The sequence below is a fragment of the Gemmatimonadaceae bacterium genome (assembly GCA_019752115.1).
In the GTDB taxonomy this organism is placed as follows: Bacteria; Gemmatimonadota; Gemmatimonadetes; order Gemmatimonadales; family Gemmatimonadaceae; genus Gemmatimonas.
In genome coordinates this window covers 153,221-175,172 of record JAIEMN010000020.1, presented here as the reverse complement: position 1 = coordinate 175,172, position 21,952 = coordinate 153,221, and the positions used below count along the sequence as shown (strand labels likewise).

Here is a 21,952-nt window from a genome sequence, read left to right as displayed (position 1 = left end):
CCGAAGAATGATACCTTTGGGATATGGACGTCCTGACCGACCTGTTCCGGGAATCCGGCCTGCGCCGGCGCCTGCTCGATCTGCACCATTTGCCCGCGGCGCGGGCCCTGCGCTTCCCCTGCGACCGCAGCGTGGGCTTTCACGTGGTGCTCACGGGCACCGCCTATATCCACGCCCCGGGCGAGCCCGCCCCGATCGCGCTCGCGGCCGGCGATATCGCCATCATGGCCCGGGGCTGCGAGCATCTGCTGAGCGGGGCCGCCACCCTCGCCGGGTTGCCGGTCGATGACATCTCACTCGCGCCCACGGGGCAGCCGCGCGAGGCGCACCCCGGGGAGAGCAGCGCCGCGCTGGTCAGTGGTGCCTATCAGCTGTGGAATGCCCCGCTGCATCCGTTCTTCACCGAACTGCCCCCCTGGTTCGTGCTGCGCGCCGAACGGACACTGTCGCTCAGCCCCGTGTCGCTGACCGTGGCCATGCTCGCCGAGGAGGCGCGGCAGCAGGGGTTGGGGCGGGAGACCGTGTTGCACGGCCTGCTCGATGTGCTCTTCACGCAGCTGCTGCGCGTCGTGGTCGAGCAGCAGGGCGCCCGCGCGTCCGGGTGGAGCCAGGCGGTGCGTGAGCCACACATCCGGCACGCGGTCACGCTCCTGCATCAGGAGTTCGCGCGCGACTGGACACTCGAGGCGCTGGCGCGCGCGGTGGGGCTCTCGCGCAGTGTGTTGGCCGAACGCTTTCGCGATGCCATGGGCGAGACGCCGCTCGCCTATCTCCGCACGGTGCGGCTGCAGCGCGCCATGCGGCTGCTCACCGACGGCACGCAGACGCTCGAGCAGGTGGCGCTCGCCGTGGGCTATCAGGACGCCTTTGGGTTTTCCAAGGCGTTCAAGAAGGCCGTGGGCGAATCGCCCGGCGAATTCCGGCGGCGGAATGCCGCCGAAGCGGACATCCCGTGGCGACTGCGGGCCAGCGACGCGGTGGGCGCGGGCTGAACGGCACCCGTGCGCGGGCCCCTAGGGGGCCCGGCTACCTTTCGCCCATGACTGAGAGACCGTTCTACACGCTGATCGGCCCCGACGGCTCGCCGTACCCAAGCCCCACCAAGGGCACGATCGGCGGCCACCGCAAGAATCGCATTTACGGGCGCCTCGACTGCAAGGCCGCGCGACGGGCGCTGGGCACCGGCCGCAGCTACGAACAGCAGCGCGTCTTCTTTGCCGACGAAGCCACCGCGATCGCGGCCGGCTATCGCCCGTGCGCCGTGTGCATGCCGGCGGAGTACGACCAGTGGAAGGCGAAGGGCGGGAAGTAGGCGATTGGCGGCGCCGCTGCAGACCGACGCCGACGCGCTGACCGGTCGGGTCCTCGAGCGAAAGTACCGGATCGGGCGTCGACTCGGTGAAGGCGGCATGGGCGCCGTCTACCTCGCGGAGCATGTCGGCATCGGCCGCGATGTCGCGCTCAAGATCGTGCACCCCGAGCTGCTGGCCGATCCGCTCGCCGTCGAGCGATTCACGCGCGAAGCGCGCGCCGCCGGGGGCATCCAGCATCGCCACGTCGTCAACGTCACCGATTTTGGCGTCGATCGCGTGGATACGCAGGACATCGCGTATCTCGTCATGGAGCGACTCTCGGGGCAGACCCTCGAGGAGGTCCTGCACGAGCGCGGCGCGCTGGCGTTGCGCGAAGTGGTCGATATCGTGGCGCAGGTCGCCGAGGGGCTCGCCGCCGCGCATCACGCCGGTGTGGTGCATCGCGATCTCAAGCCCGCCAATATCTGGCTCACGCCCGATGCGCGTGGCGGCTTTCACGTGACGCTGCTGGATTTCGGCATCGCCAAGTTGCGCGACGCGCAGTTCGCGCAGCGGCCCGCCGACGCGCGCCTCACGGCACTCCCCGAGCGAGCAGCGGTCGCGCCGCGCGCACGACCCGAGACCGACGGTCCGGCGACGCAGGTGGGCGAATCGGTGGGCACACCGGCCTACATGTCGCCCGAGCAGTGTGTCGGCGATGACGTCGATTGGCGGAGCGACCTCTACAGCCTCGGCGTGGTCGTCTACCAGATGCTGGTGGGTGTGCTCCCCTTCCAGGGCGATACGATGGCCCTCCTGCGGCAGCATTTCGTCGCCGAGGTGCCGGCGCTGCCCGCCGATCGCGCCATCCCGCCAGGGGTGGATGCGGTGCTGCGTCGTGCGCTCGCCAAGACGCCCGCCGAGCGCTTTCAGTCGGCCCCCGCCTTCGCCGCCGCGTTGCGCGCGCATGCCTCGGGGTTTGGCGACAGCATGCGGCGCGCGCTCGGCGTCTTCGCCGATCGGATGCCCGAGTTGTCGGTGCTCGGGCTCTGCTTTGCGATGCCCGGGTTACTCGCGACCGCCGGATACCTGCTCTTCGCCTGGGCGCCGCGGCTCCTGCAGCCTGTGCTCTGGTTGATGATCGTCCCGAGCGGCATGCTCGCCGCCACGCCCATGGCGATGGCGAGCATCGCCGCGGTGTTTGGCGATCTGCGTAGCCGACCGTTTGCCCGCCTCACCTGGCGCGGGGCCGCTCGCGCCGTCTCCGGAAGCGAACGCGATGGGGCCGCGCTCTACCTGGATTGGCTGCGCGTGGCGTTCACCCGCTATCTGGCCACCAGCAAGGCCGCCAAGGGCAACGGACTCCGCAACATGCTCGCCTATGTGGACGGCTTCCGGCACGGCGGCGCCACGAGTACCCCCGAGCGCCTCGAGCGGATGGCGGCCGTGCTGCCCACCCGGGCGTTTGCCACGATGGCCATCGCGCAGCTCATCGCGCTCGCGGTACTCCCCACCATCATGGTCTTCGCCGCGATCGGCGTGTTGCGAGTCCTGGCCGTCGCACCGGCCAGCGCCCTTCCCGTGCTCGGCGCGGTCGCCGGGATGGCCTTCTCGGGCGCACTGTTCCTGCAGGTGTTCATCGGCATCGTCGACGTCATGCTGTACGACCTCGCGTACGACATGACGCGCGAGTAGCACCGGCGATCGGCGATCAGCCGATCAGCCGATCACGCCCACGGCACGAGCGACCGCACGAAGCGATCGTCGCTCGGCGCGAGCGGGAGCTGCAACAGCTCGGCCGGCGTGCCCCAGCAGAGGGCATCGTGTTCACGCCGCTCCGGTTCGCCGTCGATCTCGACCGGCAGGAAGACGATCTCAAACGGTGATCCCTCGTCGTGCGCCGTGAAGAGCGGTGCGCCCACGGCGCGCACGGTGACTCCGAGTTCTTCATCGAGCTCACGCGCGGTGGCGTCATGATCCGATTCCCCGGGCTCGCACTTCCCGCCGGGAAACTCCCAGAGTCCGCCATGCCGCTTGTGGGCCGGGCGCTGGCACACGAGCAGCTGCGCCCCACGGCGCACGACGGCGGCAACGACACGTTGGGTCATGACGGCGCATATTAGCGGCATGACGACCCCTTCTCATCTCGCGATCGGCGCCGGCCTCCTGCTGGCGATCGGACTGACCGCCCCCGCGGCGTCGCAGGCGCAGGCCATCAAGCCCGCTGGACTGCGGGGCGGGGCGGCGGCCAAGCCCGCGCCGCCGACCAAGGACAGCGTGCCGCCGGCCCCCTCGCTCACGCCGTCGAAGACGGCCCTCGAGGCGCAGCCCGCTCCCGTGGTCCTGCCGCCCAAGCCGACGGTCGGTCTGTCGGCCGCGGAGAAGCGTCGCATCAACCGCGCGATGACGCGACCGGCCAAGGCCCCGGCCAAAGCGCCGACAAAGCCGCCGATGCCCTAGCGCGTGCTAGCCGGGGGTGCGCTCGAGCTCCGCGATCTGCTGCTCCGCACAGCTTTCGCACAGCGCGTGCGTCACGCTGACCTTGTGCGTGGCGAGATACTGTTCGATGCGCTGCCAGTAGCCGTCGTCGTTGCGCACCTTGTTGCACCACGCGCACAGCGGGAGCATCCCCGACAGCTGCCGCACGTTGTCGAGCGCGGCCTGCAGCTCGGCGTTGCTCTGCCGAAGGAAGGCCACGAGCACGGAGACGAAGAGGCTCACCATGAACAGGCTGACCTCGAAGTCACCGAGGAGCTGCACCAGCCCCGCCGTGCCGCTGCCGGGCTCGGCCAGCACCTGCGTGGCGAGCGTGATGCGCATGGCGTGAAAGCCGCCGTGCGCCGCGAGCACGATGGCCGGTACCCGGAGCATCCGGGTGAGTGGCGCCGGTGACTCCCAGAGCATCGCCGCCGCCCACAACGTCAGCGCGCCCCAGACGATGCCGTTGGTGATCGTGCGCCAGCCACTCAGTCCAGGCACCGTCATGTAGCCCAGGAGCAGGGCGGCGTGCCCCAGCACGACAGCGACGGCGACGCGGCGCATTGGCGCGCGGCCGGTGACCTGTTGGGCCGCCAGCAGCAACAGCGCATGTCCGGCGGTGACCGCCAACGTCGGCAGCGCGCGCAGCAGCGGCGGGGCGCTGGCCCCGCGCAACACAAAGAGCAGGTCCGCACCCGTCAGCACCCACGCGGCCACGATCCAGAAGCGCAGCGAGAGGCCGCCGGCTTCCAGCCGCCAGTGCTGACTCATCACCGCGGCCAGAATGACGCCGATGATGAGATTGACCGTGTAGACGACCGCTTCCTGCGACATGAGCACCAAGAGGGACGTTGCGACTGGTCGGATTATTCGCGACCTGCACCATTGGGAGCACTACGCGGGAGTATACCCGCCGAGCGCAAAGTTGTGAGCCGGATCGTATTCTTTTCGTCCCAGCTGCCGCACTCTCCACTTTCCAGCGATCGACGAGGATCCGCTGCTGAATCTTCAACGCGTCGTACGCCGCGCCGTGCGTCCCCTGTTGCCGGCCGCGCTGGCCCTGGCCGCCTGCTCCCGGAGCGCTGCGCCACCGGCGAACCGTCCGGTCGTTGGGATCGTCCAGGTCTCCTCGCTGGCGATCCTCGACGAAACCCGCGCGGGCCTCCATCAGGCACTCGCCGACTCCGGGTTTGTCGCGGATCGGAACATCCGGATCATCGAGCGCAACGCGCAGGGCGATATCCCCACGTTGTCGCTCATCCTGAACGAATTCCTTCGGCAGGGGGTGACGCATGTGGCGCCGCTCTCCTCGGTGGCGACACAGACCGCGCTCAAGATCATCACCGATCGCCCGATTGTGTTTGGCGCCGTGGCGAATCCGTACGTCATCGGGGCGGGGACGAGTCCTACCTCCCATCGACCCACGGTGACGGGCGCGGCCATTCCTCAGCCGGCGGACTCGGCGCTCGCCCTCGCGGTGCGCGCGTTTCCCGCCGCGAAGGTGTGGGGCACGCTGTACGATCCCGCCGATCCGTTCGCCGAGCACTACATGACGATGGCGCGCGAAACGGCGAAGGCGCTCGGGATCCGCTTCGTGCTGGTCGCCTGCACCAGTCCACAGGACATCGCGACCGGGGTGCAGGCGCTTCGCGCTCAGGGCGTCGATGGCATCATGCAGATCCCGAGCATCATGATTGGCGGCGGCTTCTCGGCGCTCATCAAGGCCGCGCGGGAACTGCACATGCCCGTGGTGCCCTCGAATACCGGGTATGTCGGCGCCCCGATGGCGCTGGGGAACAGCTTCTACGACAACGGCTACAGCCAGGGGCTGTTGCTCATCAAGGTGCTGCGCGGCGCCGATCCCGCCACGGTGCCATTCGCTGTCACCGCAAAGGATCAGCTGATCATCGATCTGCGGGCCGCCCGCGACTTTGGCGTGACGATCGCCGACTCCATCGTACAGCGCGCCGCCAAAGTGATTCCGCTCGCGGGCGATTCGGCGGCGTCGCGCGCCGCGACACCGGTTCCCGCGAACGCGAGCGCAGCCGCCCCCGCGGCGACCTCACCGTGGGCGTTCTGGTTTTCGGCGGTGGTGCTGGGGTTGGCGTTCAGTTCGCTCGCGTGGGGCGTGTACATCGCGTCACGCGTGCTGCGTTTTCCGGACATCTCCCCCGACGGCACGCTGCCGCTCGGTGCCGCCGTGTGTGCCATGGGCATCCTGGCTGGCCTCAACCCGTGGCTCGCCACGCTGGCCGCACTCGTCGTCGGCATGGCCGCAGGCTATGTCACCGGCGTGCTGCACACCCGTTTTGCCGTCGCGGAACTGCTCGCCGGCATTCTCGTCATGACCGCGCTCTACTCGGTGAATCTGCACGTGATGGGGCGCTCGAATCTCTCACTGCTCGATCAGGCGACCGTCGCCACGCAGCTGCGCACCCTCGTGCCGGCGATGGCGTCGTGGTCGAGTGATGCCACCTTCGGCGCCGTGTTTGCGCTGCTCGCGCTGCTCCTGGGGGTGACGCTCACCTGGTTCCTGCGCACCGTCTTCGGCATGGCGCTGCGGGCGGTCGGCGACAACGCCGCGATGATCACCGCCCAGGGCGTGGATCGCCGCGGCATGGTGGAGTTCGGGCTGGCCCTCGCGAACGGCCTGGTGGCGCTCTCGGGCGCGCTGATCGCGCAGTACCAGGGCTTTGCCGATGTCACGATGGGCGTGGGCACGCTTGTCGCCGGTATGGCCGCCGTGATTCTCGGCGAAACGTTGCAACGCCGCACGCAGCGCCTCGGGACCACGATTGCCATGGCGGCGGTCGGAGCCATTCTCTTCCGGCTGCTCATTGCGCTCGCCTTGCGCATTGGGCTCGACCCGGTTGATCTCAAACTCGCCACCGCGGGCTTCGTGCTGCTGACACTGACGGCGCCGGCGCTCCGCCGGCGCCTCTTCCCGGGAGGGCGCGCGTCATGATTGAGCTCACGAATCTCGTGAAGACCTTCGATCAGCCCGGCGGCGATCGGGTGCGCGCCCTTCGCGGCGTGTCGCTCACGATGCCCGCCGGGCAGTTCCTCACCGTGATCGGCACCAATGGCTCGGGCAAGAGCACCGTGCTCAACGCCATTGCCGGCACGTTCGCGGTGGACGAAGGCAGCATTCGGATTGCCGGGACGGACGTCACCCACCAGGCGGAGCACACGCGCGCCGCGCTCATCGGTCGCGTCTTTCAGGATCCGTTCAAGGGATCGTGTCCCTCCATGACGGTGGGCGAGAACCTGCGCCTCGCGGCGCGACGCGGTGAGCGGCGCGGATTGCAGCTCGGACTGACGCGCCGCACCCGCGACGCCTACCGTGAGCAGCTGGCCTCGCTGGGCCTCCATCTCGAGCATCGCGTCGACGCGCTCATGGGCACGCTCAGCGGCGGCCAGCGTCAGGCCATCACGCTGCTCATGGCCACCCTCAAGCGCCCGGCGCTCCTGCTGCTCGACGAACACACCGCCGCACTGGATCCGCGTGCCGCCGAACAGGTCATGCAGGTCTCCGAGCATCTGGTGCGCAGCCAGCAGCTCACCGCGCTGATGGTCACCCACAGCATGGAGCACGCGGTGCGCTTCGGCGACCGCACGGTGATGGTGCACCGTGGCACCATCGTCGCCGACCTGGTCGGCGCCGAGCGCACCGGCGTGACGGAGGCGGATTTGCTGGCGCGGTTTGCGCAGCTGCGGTATACGGCGGAGATGCGATATACGCAGGAGCTCGCGGCGGGCGCCTCGGACATCTGAGTTCCGACTGAACCCCCGAGGGGTCAGGGGGGAGAACGTCAGGGGGGAGAGTTCAGGACCGCGGTGGCTGTCCTGAGCTCTCCCCCCTGACGTTCTACGCCCTGAACTCTCAGGGGTTAATGACCCTTCCGTTCACACCGGACTTTCAGATCACGGCGTAATCGGTCGGACCGGCGTCGCCGGTTCATTCTTGCTGCGCGTGATCTCCTTCTGCCCCGCCGCCTTCAGCTTGGCGTTGATCTTCGGCAGGTTCGTGGTGATCACCGTCTCCAGCTTCGTGAGCTCGGCATCGGTCTTGGGGCCGAGCACCGACCACACATCATACGCCTGCTTGGGCGGGCGCCGCTCGCCCTGCATGATGAAGCCCATCAGACCGCCCAGCTGGTCGTTCAGGCGGATCGGGAAGTTGAGCGGATCCTGCCCCGACTGATTCTTCGTCTGGTAGAGCGAGTCTTCCACGACGTTGAGCGCGTCGGCGAACGAATCGGCGAGCGGACCGAATGTGGCATCGCTCGTCATCTTGGGCGCGCGATCCTTGAGATCGGTCTTGAGATTGCGGCTCTCGATGACGCCTTCGTTGGCCTTCGTGATCTTCTGCTGGACCTCGAGCGCGAAGCGCACCTGTTCCTTGAGATCCGCTTCGGTGGCATCGGCGCGCGGATCGGGGAGGAGCTTGAACTCGTAGGAGATGGGCGCGCTGGTGCCCGCCGTCATGCGCACACGGTACGTGCCCGGCGCCATCGCGGGGCCGTTGCCGCTGCCGGCCCACGTGATCATGCCGCGGAACGTCTTCGCGTTGTCGTGGCGCATGGTATACGTGAAGCGGTTCACGCCCTTCCGGTTACCAGGCTTCGCAGGGCCACCGGCAAAGCCACCAAAGCCGCCGCCACGCCCCGCCGGCTGCGCCGTGGTGGTGTCGTTGCTCGCCGCCGTGCCCACGAGCTTTCCGGCCGCATCATAGAACTCGAACTTCACGACCATCGAGTCGGCGGGCAGACGATAGGTGAACGTCGGCTGCGCCTGCCCGTTGAGGCGATAGAACGGCACCGGCTTGTAGAGGAACGGCGCGTTCCCCGCCGCCTTGTCGGCTTCGGGCGCCCAGCGCAGCGGCGTGAGGTTCTCCATCACCCAGAACGCGCGGCCATGCGTGGCGATCGCGATGTCGTCGTCGCGGAGCATGACATCGTGTACCGGCACCGGCGGCAGGTTCTTCTGCAGGCTCTGCCAGTTGGCGCCCGCATCGTACGACACGTACATGCCGCGCTCGGTCGCCGCGTACACCATCCCCGGGCGATGCAGATCTTCGCGAATCGCGCGCGTGAAGTGATCCGGCGCGATGCCGTTCACGATCTTCGTCCACGTCACGCCGTAGTCGGTCGTCTTGAAGAGATACGGCGCGAAGTCATCCATCTGATAGCGATTGCCGGCCACCCACGCGGTGCCCGGGTTGTGCGGGCTCGCTTCGATGATCGACCAACGCATCCACTCCGGCAGCCCCTTGGGCGTGACGTTCTTCCACGTCGCACCATTGTCGCGCGATACATAGAGCAACCCGTCGTCGGAGCCCGTCCAGATCAACCCCTTCGTGAGCTTCGACTCGGCGATCGTGAACACCGTGCCGTAGTACTCGACGCTCGTCTGGTCCTTCGTGATCGGGCCGCCCGACGCGCCCAGCGTGCGCGGATCGTTGCGGGTGAGGTCCTTCGAGATGGGCGTCCAGGTGTTGCCACCGTTCGTGGAGCGGAACACGACGTTGGAGCCCACGTAGATCGTGTTCGCATCGTGCGGCGAATGCACGATCGGATACGTCCACTGGAAACGATACTTGGAGTCCTTCGCGTCGTGACCCATCGGATTGAGCGGCCACGGATCGATGGCGTCGGTCTTGCCGGTGCGGCGATTCAGGCGGTCCATGCTGCCGCCGTAGTTCGCGCCGTACATGATGTCCGGATCCTTCGGGTTGCTCGAGATGTAGCCGCTCTCGCCACCCGCCACGCCGTAGAACTCGCTGTAGCCCCCCGGCGCTGCCGCCGGCGCCGCCGGGCCACCAAAGCCACCACGCCCGCCGAAATTCGCCGCCGCGCGCACCGGGCCGCAGCTCGAGCCGGCATCCTGCTTCGCGCCGCACACATGGTACGGGAAGTGGTTCGTCAGATGCACGTGGTAGTACTGCCCCGTCGCCGCGGCCACGCGATTCGCGTTGGTGCCACCATCCTTCGTCACGATGAGGCCGTTGTCGTGCGCCACCGCGATGCGCTTGGGATCGGTGGGGTCAATCCACATGTCGTGGTTGTCGCCGCCACCAAAGCCGCGCGTGAACGTCTTGCCGCCGTCCTTCGAGATCATCGGGCTCACCTGCGGCGCATACACGACGTTGGTGTCCTTCGGATCGGCGTACAGCTTGGAGTAGTACCACGACCGCTGCCGCAGATTGCGGTCGCCGGTCATGAACGTCCACGTCGCACCGGCGTCATCGCTGCGATACACGCCGCCGTTCGGCTCGTGCTCGATGATCGCCCACAGGCGGCTCGGCTTGGCCGGGCTCACCGTGATGCCGATCGCGCCCAGCGGGCCACTCTTGGGGAGCCCGGGGTTGCGCGTGATCTCGGTCCACGTGTCGCCACCGTCGGTGGTCTTGAAGATGCCGCTGTGCGCGCCACCGGAGACGAGCATCCACGGCTTGCGGCCGGCCTGCCAGAACGTGACGTAGATCGTCTTGGGGTTCGACGGATCCATGATCATGTCCGCCACACCCGTCGAGTCATTGCGGAAGAGAATATTCTTCCACGTCTTGCCACCGTCGGTCGTGCGATAGACGCCGCGCTCCTTGTTCGGGCCGAACACATGGCCCAGCGCGCCGACGTACACGATGTCCGGGTTGTCGGGGTGGATGCGGATCCGCGAGATGTACTGCGTTTCCTTGAGCCCCATGTACTGCCACGTCTTGCCGGCGTCGGTGCTCTTCCACACGCCTTCGCCGTGCGAGACGTTGCCGCGGATGGGCGTTTCCCCGCCGCCAGCCCAGACGACATCCGGATTGCTCTGCTGCACGGCGAGCGCGCCGATCGTGCCGCCGAAGTAGGCGTCGGTCACCGGGAAGGCGGTCTTGCCGCCATCGGTGCTCTTGAAGACGCCACCGCCGGTGGTGCCCATGTACCACTCGTCGGGGCGGGCCGTGGACCCGGCGACCGCGACCATACGGCCAGCCTGATTGGGACCGATGTTGCGCCAGGAGACGCCAAAGCTGGTATCGGCAGCGGGCGCCTGCCCGCCGCCCCGGCCGCCGCGCCCCTGCGCGGGGAGGGCCGTCGCTGCCGCCACGAGGGCTACAGCCGAGGCTGCTGAAAGAATGCGATGGGAACGCACGGGTGGATGCGTGAGGGTGAACAACACCTCACCGCCCGAACTGAGCGGAAAGGGAAGATCTCTCCGAGATTAACGCGTGAGGCGGCTGAACGCTCGCACGGGCGCTCCATGGGGAGGCGCCGATGGCAACCTTGCCGCCGCCAACGGCTGAATTGGAGTTCCGACGATGATTGCCGCAGTGCTTCGGGTCATGCTGCTCGCGCAGATGCAGGTCGTGTCGCAGGCCCACGCCCCGCGCGTGCCGCTGCCGCGCGTTGCCCCCACCGCGGTCCGCACCGTGGCGCAGGACAACCGCGTGCCGGCCGGTCAGCTCGTGGGCACCCGCCTCACACTGGGGATGGACATCGTCGAAGGCGCGTGGCGCCCCGAGGGCAAGACGGATCCCGAAGTGCCCGTGCTGGCCTTCGCCGAGTCCGGCCGAGCGCCCAGTGTTCCCGGTCCGCTCATTCGCGTGCGGCAGGGCACCACGATGGTGCTCACGCTGCGCAATCGCACCGACAGCGCGCTGGTGATCAGCGGCCTCCGCCCCGGCGCACGACCGGGGACCGACACGATCCGCGTCGCCGCCGGCGCCACGCGCAACGTGGAGGTTCGCTTCACCACGCCCGGGACCTTCTACTACCAGGGCACGTTCGCGGATCATCCGTTTCGCGTCTTCAAGGACGGCCAGCTCAACGGCGCCATCGTCGTCGATGCGCCGGGGGCGCGGACCGATGACTACATCCTGCTGCTCTCCGAGTGGTTTTATCCGGCCGCGAACTCCCGCGCCGCCGAGACGGTCACCGTCATCAATGGCAAAGGGTGGCCGCATACGCCGCGGCTGGCGTTCACGCAGGGCGACACCGTGCGCTTCCGGGTGATCAACACCATCGGCTTCAATCATCCGATGCACCTGCACGGCTTCTACTATCGCCTCGAGTCGCAAGGCGACGGGCGCGTCGACACGCCCATTCCGGCCGCCAAGCAGCTGCTCTCCAATACCGATCTCATCCCCGCACTCGGCACCTACACCCTGTCGTTCGTGGCGTCGCGTCCGGGGAACTGGCTCTATCACTGCCACTTCGCTTTTCATATCGACGAAAGCGTCACGCTCACCGGTGCCACGTACGAAGGGGCGCCGGCCGCACCGGCCGCCGCCGCCGTCTCGCATGACCATGCCGCGATGGCGGCGAATGAAGAGCACATGCGGGGGCTCGTCCTTGGCTTCACGGTGAAGCCCCGCCCGGACTATGTGGAACCCTCCATGGCCGGCGCGCGCACGATGCATCTCTTTGCGCAGGAGAAGCCGGGGGTGTTGTTCGCGAGTGGCACGCTGCAGAGCTATGTGCTGCAGCAGGGCCCGAAGCCGCCCGCGCCCGACTCGGTCGTGTTTCCGAGCTCGGTGATCGAGCTGCAGCGCGGCCAGCCCGTGCGCATCATGGTGCACAACAACCTGCAGGAGCCCACCGCGATTCACTGGCACGGGTTGGAGATCGAGAGCTTCCCCGATGGCGTGCCGAATTTCAGCGGCTATGGCACGCGGCTCTTCACGCAGGTCTCGCCGCGCGATTCCTTCGCCGCCGAATTCACGCCACCGCGCGCGGGGACGTATCCGTATCACACGCACTTCAATGACCGCGGCCAGATGCTCGCGGGGTTGTATGGCGCGTTGCTCGTCACCGACGGGCCCCGCGATCTCGCGCACGATCATCTCGTGGTGATTGGCGGCGCCGGTCCCTGGGTTGAACGGTTCTTCGAAAGCCCGTACGGCGTGGTCAACGGCAGCCCGACCCCCGCACCGCTCACGCTCACCGCGGGGGAAACCCATCGGCTGCGGGTCGTGATGCTGCATCCCGATTGGACCGTCACTGTGCGCCTGCGCAGCGAGTCCCCCACGGCGCAGAGCACCGGCCGCTGGACCCCGATCGCCAAGGATGGCGCCGATCTCCCGGTGGCGCTGCGTGTGCCGACACTGGCGCAGACCCGCATGGGGCCCGGGCAGACCGCCGACTTTACCTTCACGCCCCCGATGCCGGGCGAGTGGGTGCTGGATGTACTCGCCGATGATGGGGGGTGGCACGCGGTGCAGCGACTGACGGTCACCAAACCGACGCCGCGGACGGGAGCGCGCCCGCGGCCGCAGTGAGGGCACGCCGCGTGCGCCGCGGCGTGTCTGTCGCTCAGAATCAGTCCACCGGCAGATGGCGCTCGGTGCCGAGTACCGTTTCCGCGCGCCGTGAGCGAACGAGCGGATAGAGCAGCTGGTGATACCAGCGCTCCGACCCGTGCCGTCGGTCGTCCTTGAGGCCGTATGCCGGCGGATACTGGCGGGTGATGCGCGAGGTGCCAAGCAGCACATCCCACAGAAACAGCAGGTTGCCGTAGTTGCCCTGATAGAGGCCGATGCCGTCATCCTGCGTGAGCGCATGATGCGCGAAGTGCGTGGCCGGCGTGGAGATCGTGCGCTCCACGACCCACGCCAGGGGGTGCAACCATCGATAGCGATACAACCAGCGATCCCATCGGATGGCTGAATGCGCGCCGATGATGACCAGCAGCTTCACCACGCTGTACCACACGAACGTCCAGCCGAAGCCCAGATAAAGCAGCGCGCCGCTGAGCCACAGGCCGGGCATCATCGCGTAGTAGAACAGATTGTTCCGGTACACCACCCGCACGCTCATGTAGGCCGCCGAGTGATGGGCGCGGTGCAGGGGCCACATCACCGAGGTATGCGAGAGGCGGTGCCACCAGTACTGGGTGAAGTCGTCCGCAACAAGCAGGACGAGCACCATGGCCCACGCCGGCCAGTCGGCCCAGGCGTCGCGCATCGTTGGCATCCACCAGGCGCAGAGCGCGCGCGACGCGGCGAACACACTGCCCGAAACGATCGGGAACATGATCCCAACGGCCACATCAAGTCGGTTGTCTTCGCGTCCCGCCTCGGGCGCAAAGAACTTGCCGATGGCCACCTCGGCGAGCCCGAACAGCAGAAAGATGCCCGTGACGCTGAGCAATTGCACCGTTTGCAGATCAGGCGTCATGCGGCACCATCCGGTTGGTGGATGTCATCGTGATCTCAGCGGGACGACGTCGCCGCGACGTGCACTTCGCGTCCCCGCACCACCGTGCGCCGAACCTTCGCCTGCAGCAGCCGCGCCGGAGGGATCGAGAGAATGTCCTCGGACAGTTCCACGAAGTCGGCAAGCATGCCGGCGCGCAGCACCCCGAGTTCGGTCTCGCGAAACGCCGCGTACGCCGCGTCGCGCGTGTAGTGGCGGAGCGCCGCCTCCACACTGATGCGCCCGGCGGGATACCATCCGCCCGCCGGCGTCCCCTGCGGGGTCATGCGCGTGACGGCCGTGTAGATGCCGAGCATCGGATCCATCGAAAACACCGGATAGTCGCTGCCGAACGCCTGCACGGCGCCAGCGTCGTCGAACTGCCGGAAGTTGTTCGAGCGCGCCGCGCGCGTGGGGCCGAGGAGCGGCGCGTAGTTGGTGAGCGTGGTGACATCGGGCGTGGCGAAGATCGCCTGCGTGCTCGCGATGACCCCCAGCGCCTTGAAGCGCGGCACGTCGCGCGGGTCAGGGACTTCGATGTGCTCCACCCGATGACGGCGACCGCTCGTCTTGTTGCGCGCCGCCGCCACCCCATAGGCGTCAAGCGCCAGACGGATGGCCTTGTCGCCGATCGCATGCAGCTCGACCTGCAGACCGGCGCTGTCGTAGCGCGCCACGGTGCCGTTGACCGTCGCCGCCGGCCAGAACGGGAGTCCGGTGGCATCGGTCCCGGCGTAGGGCTCGAGCATCGCGGCGGTCTTGGCATCGACGGTGCCGTCGAGCATCCCCTTCGCGATCCCAAAGCGCAGCAGCGGGCCGCGGGTGCTGTCCGACAGCGCGCGATAGCGACGCAGCTCGGCGGCGGTGACGGTCGGCTTGAAGGGGAGCGCCTGCCGCCAACGCAGACGCAGCGTGTCGGCGGCCGCGGCCGCCTGCAGGAGCGACACGACCACATCGGTGGGCTCGCGCGGACTCGCCTCCTGCACGAAGGTGAGCCCGAGGGCCGTCGCTTTGCGCGTTTCGTCGTCGATACGCCGGGCGATGTCGGCGCGCGTCGGGGGCGGAATGATGCGGCTCACGAGGCCGCTGGCGCCTTCCTTGAGCAGCCCGGTGGGCACTCCGCCCGCTTCCCGCTCGATCACCCCGCGCGGCGGATCGGCCGTGGCGGCGGTGAGCGCCGCGCGCCGCAGCGCTTCACTGTTCACCAGTGCCTGATGCCCATCGCGATCGGTGAGATAGACCGGCCGGTTGGGAAACGCCGCGTCGAGATAGCGCTTGTGCGCGGCATTGCCCGGGAAGTCACTGGGCGTCCAGCCGCGCCCGCGCAGCCACTGCCCGGCCGGCAACCGCTGCGCCGCGCGCCGGAGCCGCGCCACGATGGAGTCGGGTGAGCCAGCGTCGGTGAGATCGACCGCGGCATTCGACGACAGGTGCCAGTGACTGTCGATGAATCCCGGGACGACCCGATGGCCCTGGAGATCCACCACCCGCGTATTCGCGGCGGCGAGCGCCCGGACCGCGCTGTCGCTGCCCACGCGGATCAGGCGCCCGCCCTGCACCGCCAGCGCGGTCGCGGCCGGCTGCGCCGGATCACCGGTCCAGATACGACCGTTCACGTAGATGGCATCCGCGACGGCATCGGCCGACTGGGCGCGGAGCGCGGACGCGGCGAGCAGCAGGGGAATCAGCGCACGGGTCATGGCGCTATGCTGCGAGTTCGGGCTGTCGTCCGCAAGCCAACGGCGGCAAGTTGTGCAGCATCGCTTCCCGCTTGGAGTCCTGGCCATGCTGATCGTTCATGTGCACGTCCACGTGCGCCCCGAATTCATCGACGCCTTCCAGGCGGCGAGCCTCGACAACGCCCGCCACAGCGTGCAGGAACCGGGCATCGCCCGCTTCGACGTGCTGCAGCAGCTCGACGACCCGGCGCGCTTCATGCTGATCGAGGTGTACCGCACCGAAGACGCGCCGGCCGCCCACAAGGCGATGGCGCACTACGCGCGGTGGCGTGATGCCGTCGAGCCGATGATGGCCGAGCCGCGGCGCAGCGTGAAGCTGCGCGCGCACTTTCCGGGGCCACTGGGCTTTGAGATGCTCGAGCGGCCCGCGGCGCCGACGGTTTCTCGTGCCGACTGATCGATCGTGAACTGATCACATCCAAGCGATCCGAGGGAACCCAAGGCAACCGCGATGCGACACGCGGGTGCCTCGGAAATCGTGGATGCCTTGGATGAAATCAGTTCAACCAACCCTGTCTCACCCCCGAACGCCTGCTGCCATGCGCCGTGTCACTGTCCTCGCCCTGCTTGGTCTGCTGCATTCCGCGGCCCACGCGCAAGCGCGCCCGCAGACCAGCCCCGTCGAAGTCACGGAGGCCAGCATCACCGACTTGCAGGCGGCACTCAGCGCCAAGCGCACGACGAGTGTGGCGCTCGTCGATCAGTATCTCGCCCGCATCCGGGCCTATGATCATGCGGGTCCCGCACTGAATGCGATCATCCGGGTGAACCCCAAGGCGCGCGCAGAAGCGGCGGCGCTGGATGCCGAGCGCAAGGCGGGGAAGGTGCGCGGGCCGCTGCATGGCATTCCGATCATTCTCAAGGACAACTACGACACCGGCGACCTCCCCACGACGGCCGGATCGCTCGCGCTCGCGAACAGCCGTCCGGCGAAGGACGGGTTCGTGGTGCAGCAGCTGCGCGCGGCGGGCGCGATCGTGCTGGCCAAGTCGAACATGCACGAACTGGCCGCCGGCATCACGAGCATCAGCTCGCTCGGCGGGCAGACGCGCAATCCGTATGATCCGGCGCGCTGTCCCGGGGGCTCGAGTGGCGGGACAGGCGCGGCGATTGCGGCGAGCTTTGCGGCGGTGGGGTGGGGCAGCGACACCTGTGGCTCCATTCGCATCCCGAGTGCCTTCGGTGCGCTCTTTGGCCTCCGCCCCACGATCGGGATGGTGAGCCGCACAGGCATCGTGCCGCTTTCGCACACGCAGGACATCGGCGGGCCGCTCGCACGCACCATGACGGACCTCGCCATCGCGCTCGACGCCACGGTGGGCTTCGACCCGAGCGATACGACCACGCGCGCGATTCGCGACAAGCGCCCGCGCTTTCAGGCGGCGCTCGATAAGGACGCACTCAAGGGCGCGCGACTGGGTGTGCTGCTGCCCTACTTCCGCGATACCGACGCCGAGATTGCCGACAGCATTCGCGCGGCGGTCTCGACGATGCGCGCACGAGGCGCGACCGTGCTGGATGTGGCGATGCCGGAGTTTGATACGCTGCTGGCCAACACGAGCGTGATCAACATGGAGATGAAGAGCGACATCGCCGCCTATCTCGCCGGCGTGCCCAACGCGCCGGTACACAGCATGGGCGAGATCCTCGCGCGCGGGGCGTTCGACAGGGAACTCGAGGTGCGGTTCCGCACCGTGGATACCTTCCCCGCGATCCCCAATCCCGCGCACAGCACCACGCTCGCGCGCCAGCGCGCCCTCCGTATGCGCGTCGAGTTCCTGCTCGACTCCCTCAAGCTTGACGCGCTCGTGTACCCCACGGTGCGGCAGAAGCCGGTGTTCCCCGGACAGGTGCAGGGCGGCAGCACGTGCCCGCTCGGTGCGCAGAGTGGTCTGCCCTCCATCGCCATGCCGGTGGGCTTCACGGCGGATGGACTCCCGGTGAGCGTCGAACTGCTTGGGAAGGGGTTCAGCGATGAGCGGTTGGTGGCGCTCGCCTTCGCCTACGAGCAGACCGGCGCGCGGCGCCGAGCGCCGACCACCACGCCGGCGCTGGTGAACGGGGCGGCACCGGTCATGGCGGGGCGCACGATCATCACCACCCGTGGTGCGGTGCAGGCCACCAGCACGATCACCGTGGACCTGCTGCGCAACGAACTCCGCTGGGAGAGCCGCCTGCGCGCGCCGGGTCCGGGGGCGAATGCCACCGTGGTGCTGATGCGCCGCGGCGGTGGTACGCTTACCGGTCCCGCGTCGAGCACCAGCGGCAGCGCACCGGCGCTCGCGCGCATCACGATCGCCGACAGTGCCACCCGCGTGGTGGCGCGTCTACTCGGTCCGGATGAATCCGTGCACGCCGGCGTTCTCCCGCTCACGGCGGCGGATCGCGACGCCTACGCCGCAGGGCGCCTCAGTGTGCGGCTGGTGACGAATGCGGGAGTGGTGGAGCGACCACTGTCGCCGAGCCGCTAGCGCGTCAGCGGCGACACCCCCACACCGTCCGAGCCCGCCCCCACCGGCAGCGTCTTCACGATGCTGCCGGTTTTCGTATCCACCACCGCCACCTTCGCCACGGCCTTGAGCGTGACGTACGCATACGCGCCATCGCGGGACAGCGCGATCCCCTGCGGCGATGGGTGCTCGCCCTCGGCAGGCAGCACCGCCGGCACGCGGATCGTCGTCCGAATCGTACGCGACGCGACGTCCACCAGATGGATCTGTTCACTCCCCGGGTCGGAGACGACCGCCGTCTTCGCGTCGGGCGTGATCGCGAGGCGATAGGCCATGCCGAAGCCATCGAGCGTCGCGCGCTTCGCGCCGGTGACGCCGTCGAGCACGTAGACCTGATGCGACTCGTTGCCGCCCACCCAGACCTCGCCACCGTCGGGGGTGATCGCGATCCCCTCGATGCGCGCGCCGACTGCGTACGGCGCGCCCACCGTCCGCGTCGGCACATCGATCGCGCTCACGCTCATCGCCACGATATTCGTGGTGAAGGCCCGCCGCCCGTCGCGCGTCAGCATGACCATGTGCGTCGTGGCCTGCTTCGTGGCCATCGTCGAATCGATCGCGCCGGTGGCGAGATCCACCACCAGCAGCCGCTGCGCCCGTTCCCCCGTCACCAGCAGCGAGTGCCCGTCGGGGAGATACGCGAGTCCGTGCGGCCGCTGATTGCCCGCCCCGAGCTCCACGACCCGCGGTGGCGTCATTGGCTTCGTGAGGTCGAACACCGCGAGCGAACTCCCGACCGACTCGCGATTGCCGTAGATCGCGACCACCGCCTGCTTCCCATCGGGTGACACCGCCACTTCATGCGGCCCCGTCCCCACCGGCGTCGTCGCGAGCGTGCGCCCGCTGGCAATGTCCACCAGCGACACCGTGTGCGCGTCCATGTTCGACGCCACCAAGGTGCCACTCGGCGCGCGCTGGGCGCTGGCGACGGAGGAGGCGAGGGCGAGGGCGAGGAGGAGGCGGCGGGGCATTGGGGGGAGTGAGGGGCGTATACGTGAAGCGCATACGTGGGGCGCATACGTGGGGCGCATACGTGGGGCGCATACGTGGGGCGCATACGTGGGGCGCATACGTGGGGCGCATACGTGAAGCGCAACCGCGGTATGTGTGCGCCGTACGTATGCGCGCCACGTATGCGCTCCACGTATGCGCAGTACGTATACGCTGTTCCTATCTCATCGCCGAAGCATACGCCGTCGCAAACTTCGCCGCATCCGCCGCCTTCATTGCGCAGATCCCCACGCGCAGGCCTTCGGGGAGCGGGATCACGAAGACATCGTGCGCCTGCATCTTTTCGCACGTCGCCATCGGGTCGGGGCCGCCGTCGAGCGTCACGAAGAAGCCGCCATCGTACACCGCGCCGGGGAATCCTTCGGCCTTGAGCGCGGCGTCGAGCGCGTTCGCGCGATCGGCCAGCAGCGTGCGCCACTGCGCGTGCTCCACTTCGAGCGCGGCCTGGAGCGCCGGATCCTTCGACAGGCGATTGAGCACACTCATCGGGCCGCGCGCGCAGTTGCTCCACGTGCCGCGGCAGCTCGTGATGAGCGCCGCCTGCAGGGCGGGCTCGTTCGTCCACGGGAACACGAGGGCCCCCGCGCGGGCGCCGTAGAGCGTGTACGCCTTTGACAGGCTCAGACACGCGCCCACCAGCACCTGCCCCTCGCGGCCGAAGGCGGCGTAGTGGTCGAGCGCCTCGCGCACCTGCTGCGGGTCGCGCGCGTAGTCGAGATACGCGAGATCGAGCACGAACGTCACCGGCCCCTGGCTCGACAGATCGCGCAGCATGTCCATCAGCGCCTGTCGGTCGGCGCGCGTGAAGCTGCGCCCGGTGGGGTTATGGCACGGATCGTTGAGCCACACCAGCAGGCGCCCCTGCGCTTCGAGCACATCACGGCAGGTGGCTTCCCAGGCGCCGATGTCGATGCCGGTGTGCACATCGGGATACGGCACCGTCTTGAGCTGCTGCCCGTTTTCGATGGCCAGCGTGCTGTACGGCCCCCAGTACGGGGCCGCCGTGATGACCGTATCGCCGCGCTCGAGGAAGTTCTTGAGCGTCAGCGCCAGCGCGCCGGACCCACCGGGCGACGCGACCCCCACCGTCACCTTGGTGATGTCGGGCCAGTGGCGCTGCACCAGGTTGAGCAGGTACGTCTGATCACCGCCGATCGGTGCATACGGCGCCACCTCGCCGCTCGTCAGCTGCTGCCACTGCCCCATCACGGTATTGAGCACGACCAGTTTGCCCGCGTCGTCGTAGAGCGCGCCAATGGTGGCGTTGATGACGGACGCGCCCTCGGCGATGCGCTTCTGCGCCTTCGCGTTGAGGGTGAAGATCAGGTCATCGCCGGAGAACTCACGGCGGCTGGGCAGCAGGTGAGGCAGCATGCCCTAATTTTAACAACAAACAGCTCGCACAGAGTACACAGGGAACCACAGAGGGCACCAAGGATTGCAGTCCTCGGTGCCCTCTGTGGTTCCTTGTGAGCTCTGTGCGAGCCGTTCGGTGGCCTTGACCGTCAGGACTTATCGCTTGCTCGACGGCGGCACCATGCCCTTCAGGCGCATGTAGGTGACGATGTTGCCATAGTGCTCGCCGTCATGCACCGCATTGAGCGTCAGCGCCGCGATCTTGGTCTGCTTGCCACCAAACATCTCGATGCTGTCGCCGAACTTGGCCGGCGCGAGCGTATACGCCTTGTCGCAGTACGCCGTCGACGCCTTGAGCGCCGCCACCAGGGCGGCCTTCGTCTTGGCCGTCTTTTCGATCGCGTCTTCGGCCGGCACCTTGTCACCCAGCACCGCCGCGCAAATGAGGTTCTGCGTACCGGCCACGTGCCCGATAAGCTGCCCGAACGAGCGCACCTCGGGGGTCGGCTTGAAGCTGTAGTTCGCCTCCGTCACTTCTTCAGCGGCCGCGGTGACGTTGGTGATCATCCCCTTCCAGTTCTCCTTCACCGCCGCCAGGACCGGGTCCTGCGCCTGGGCCGTGAGGGGGGCAGCGGCAAGAACGAGCGCGACAGCAAGCACAGAACGGGACATGAGCGACTCCGGGAAAAGGTGGGATGCCCGCAATTTCGCTGGTCGCGAGGGAATCCGCTGGTTGTACCACCAAACCCAGAACCAACCCACAACCCAGAACCAAAAACCCGAGACCCAGAACTGATCAGTTTTTGGGTCTCGGGCTTTTGGTCGTGGGTTGTGGGTGGGTTGTGGGTTCGTTCTGGGCTTTAGCGGTTGAATTGCAACTCCATCGCCTCCCCCACTCCCAGCCCGTACCACTGCGCCAGCAGGGGGTCGCGGACGGCGCGCACGCGGGCGATGTCGGCATCCGTCAGCACCCGCGTGCGGGGCGGGACAGCTTTGCCGCGCGCGCGCGCGGCGCCGATGAACAGCTCGGCGTGCGCCTCGAACTCGGCGGCCGTCCACACATCGCCCTGCCGGCGATCGCTGTCGAAGAACCCCACGATGAGCTCGACCTCGCGCGCCTCCGCGGGGATCTCGCCCCGCGGCCAGGGCGCGGCAAAGTCGCGGATCTCCCAGCCATCGGCGAGCAGGCCGTAGAAGCCGGCGCCAAAGCCGAGCACGGTTTCGACCGCGTAGTGTGTGAGATCGTGCCCCGGGAAGACCATCGCCGTGGGGCCGTCGAAGCGTTGCCAGGTCGTGCTGCCGTCGCGGCGCGTGCACGTCAGCGACGTGGCATCGGCGTGGCGCTTGAAGCGCAGGAGAAGATCCGCAGCCATGCGATCAATCTA

18 protein-coding genes are annotated in these 21,952 nt (G+C 68.2%); 9 read left to right on the top strand and 9 right to left on the bottom strand.

The window, feature by feature from the left end; all coding sequences use genetic code 11:
* The first annotated feature begins 23 nt into the window (after positions 1–23).
* The 3 genes from K2R93_10500 to K2R93_10490 are packed head-to-tail and all read left to right on the top strand — an operon-like array spanning position 24 to position 2,987.
* Positions 24–992: an AraC family transcriptional regulator gene (locus K2R93_10500; protein MBY0490258.1), complete on the top strand. Its 969-nt coding sequence runs from the start codon at positions 24–26 to the stop codon at positions 990–992.
* A gap of 47 nt (positions 993–1,039) precedes the next feature.
* Positions 1,040–1,312, top strand: coding sequence for a metal-binding protein (locus K2R93_10495; GenBank protein ID MBY0490257.1), 273 nt, complete (start codon positions 1,040–1,042; stop codon positions 1,310–1,312).
* Between the two features lie 4 nt (positions 1,313–1,316).
* The gene (locus tag K2R93_10490) at positions 1,317–2,987 is read left to right on the top strand and encodes a serine/threonine protein kinase (protein MBY0490256.1); all 1,671 of its coding nucleotides are present in this window, start codon (positions 1,317–1,319) and stop codon (positions 2,985–2,987) included.
* A gap of 32 nt (positions 2,988–3,019) precedes the next feature.
* Here K2R93_10490 and K2R93_10485 read toward each other — a convergent pair whose 3' ends face one another.
* Positions 3,020–3,400, bottom strand: a complete 381-nt coding sequence (locus tag K2R93_10485; protein MBY0490255.1) for an NUDIX domain-containing protein — start codon at positions 3,398–3,400, stop codon at positions 3,020–3,022.
* A 19-nt stretch (positions 3,401–3,419) separates the two neighbouring features.
* On the opposite strand from K2R93_10485, the gene K2R93_10480 reads away from it, so the two are divergent.
* Positions 3,420–3,752, top strand: a complete 333-nt coding sequence (locus tag K2R93_10480; GenBank protein ID MBY0490254.1) for a hypothetical protein — start codon at positions 3,420–3,422, stop codon at positions 3,750–3,752.
* Between the two features lie 6 nt (positions 3,753–3,758).
* Here K2R93_10480 and K2R93_10475 read toward each other — a convergent pair whose 3' ends face one another.
* Entirely contained in the window at positions 3,759–4,604 is an 846-nt protein-coding gene (locus K2R93_10475) for a hypothetical protein (protein ID MBY0490253.1), read from the bottom strand.
* 196 nt (positions 4,605–4,800) lie between these two features.
* On the opposite strand from K2R93_10475, the gene K2R93_10470 reads away from it, so the two are divergent.
* Entirely contained in the window at positions 4,801–6,735 is a 1,935-nt protein-coding gene (locus tag K2R93_10470; GenBank protein ID MBY0490252.1) for a hypothetical protein, read from the top strand.
* A complete protein-coding gene (locus K2R93_10465; protein ID MBY0490251.1) occupies positions 6,732–7,544 on the top strand; it encodes an ATP-binding cassette domain-containing protein in 813 nt (270 codons plus the stop codon). The genes K2R93_10470 and K2R93_10465 overlap by 4 nt, the downstream gene beginning before the upstream one ends.
* A gap of 150 nt (positions 7,545–7,694) precedes the next feature.
* On the opposite strand, the gene K2R93_10460 is transcribed toward K2R93_10465, so the two are convergent.
* Positions 7,695–10,865, bottom strand: a complete 3,171-nt coding sequence (locus K2R93_10460; protein ID MBY0490250.1) for a glycosyl hydrolase — start codon at positions 10,863–10,865, stop codon at positions 7,695–7,697.
* A 211-nt stretch (positions 10,866–11,076) separates the two neighbouring features.
* On the opposite strand from K2R93_10460, the gene K2R93_10455 reads away from it, so the two are divergent.
* Positions 11,077–13,035 (top strand): multicopper oxidase domain-containing protein, encoded by a 1,959-nt coding sequence (locus tag K2R93_10455; GenBank protein ID MBY0490249.1) that lies wholly within the window; start codon positions 11,077–11,079, stop codon positions 13,033–13,035.
* A 40-nt stretch (positions 13,036–13,075) separates the two neighbouring features.
* Here K2R93_10455 and K2R93_10450 read toward each other — a convergent pair whose 3' ends face one another.
* Both K2R93_10450 and K2R93_10445 read right to left on the bottom strand, forming a co-directional pair.
* Positions 13,076–13,933 (bottom strand): sterol desaturase family protein, encoded by an 858-nt coding sequence (locus tag K2R93_10450; GenBank protein ID MBY0490248.1) that lies wholly within the window; start codon positions 13,931–13,933, stop codon positions 13,076–13,078.
* 35 nt (positions 13,934–13,968) lie between these two features.
* Positions 13,969–15,651, bottom strand: a complete 1,683-nt coding sequence (locus K2R93_10445) for an amidohydrolase (GenBank protein ID MBY0490247.1) — start codon at positions 15,649–15,651, stop codon at positions 13,969–13,971.
* A gap of 85 nt (positions 15,652–15,736) precedes the next feature.
* Between K2R93_10445 and K2R93_10440 the strand changes: the two genes are divergently transcribed.
* Positions 15,737–16,087: an antibiotic biosynthesis monooxygenase gene (locus K2R93_10440; protein MBY0490246.1), complete on the top strand. Its 351-nt coding sequence runs from the start codon at positions 15,737–15,739 to the stop codon at positions 16,085–16,087.
* A 142-nt stretch (positions 16,088–16,229) separates the two neighbouring features.
* The gene (locus tag K2R93_10435; protein ID MBY0490245.1) at positions 16,230–18,161 is read left to right on the top strand and encodes an amidase; all 1,932 of its coding nucleotides are present in this window, start codon (positions 16,230–16,232) and stop codon (positions 18,159–18,161) included.
* On the opposite strand, the gene K2R93_10430 is transcribed toward K2R93_10435, so the two are convergent.
* The 4 genes from K2R93_10430 to K2R93_10415 form a co-directional block, all read right to left on the bottom strand.
* Positions 18,158–19,171, bottom strand: a complete 1,014-nt coding sequence (locus K2R93_10430; GenBank protein MBY0490244.1) for a YncE family protein — start codon at positions 19,169–19,171, stop codon at positions 18,158–18,160. The two genes, K2R93_10435 and K2R93_10430, sit on opposite strands and share 4 nt — an antisense overlap.
* Positions 19,172–19,370: 199 nt before the next feature.
* The gene (locus K2R93_10425; protein MBY0490243.1) at positions 19,371–20,585 is read right to left on the bottom strand and encodes an aminotransferase class I/II-fold pyridoxal phosphate-dependent enzyme; all 1,215 of its coding nucleotides are present in this window, start codon (positions 20,583–20,585) and stop codon (positions 19,371–19,373) included.
* Positions 20,586–20,723: 138 nt separating this feature from the next.
* Positions 20,724–21,239 (bottom strand): DinB family protein, encoded by a 516-nt coding sequence (locus K2R93_10420; GenBank protein ID MBY0490242.1) that lies wholly within the window; start codon positions 21,237–21,239, stop codon positions 20,724–20,726.
* Positions 21,240–21,427: 188 nt separating this feature from the next.
* Entirely contained in the window at positions 21,428–21,940 is a 513-nt protein-coding gene (locus K2R93_10415) for a hypothetical protein (GenBank protein MBY0490241.1), read from the bottom strand.
* Positions 21,941–21,952 lie beyond the last annotated feature (12 nt).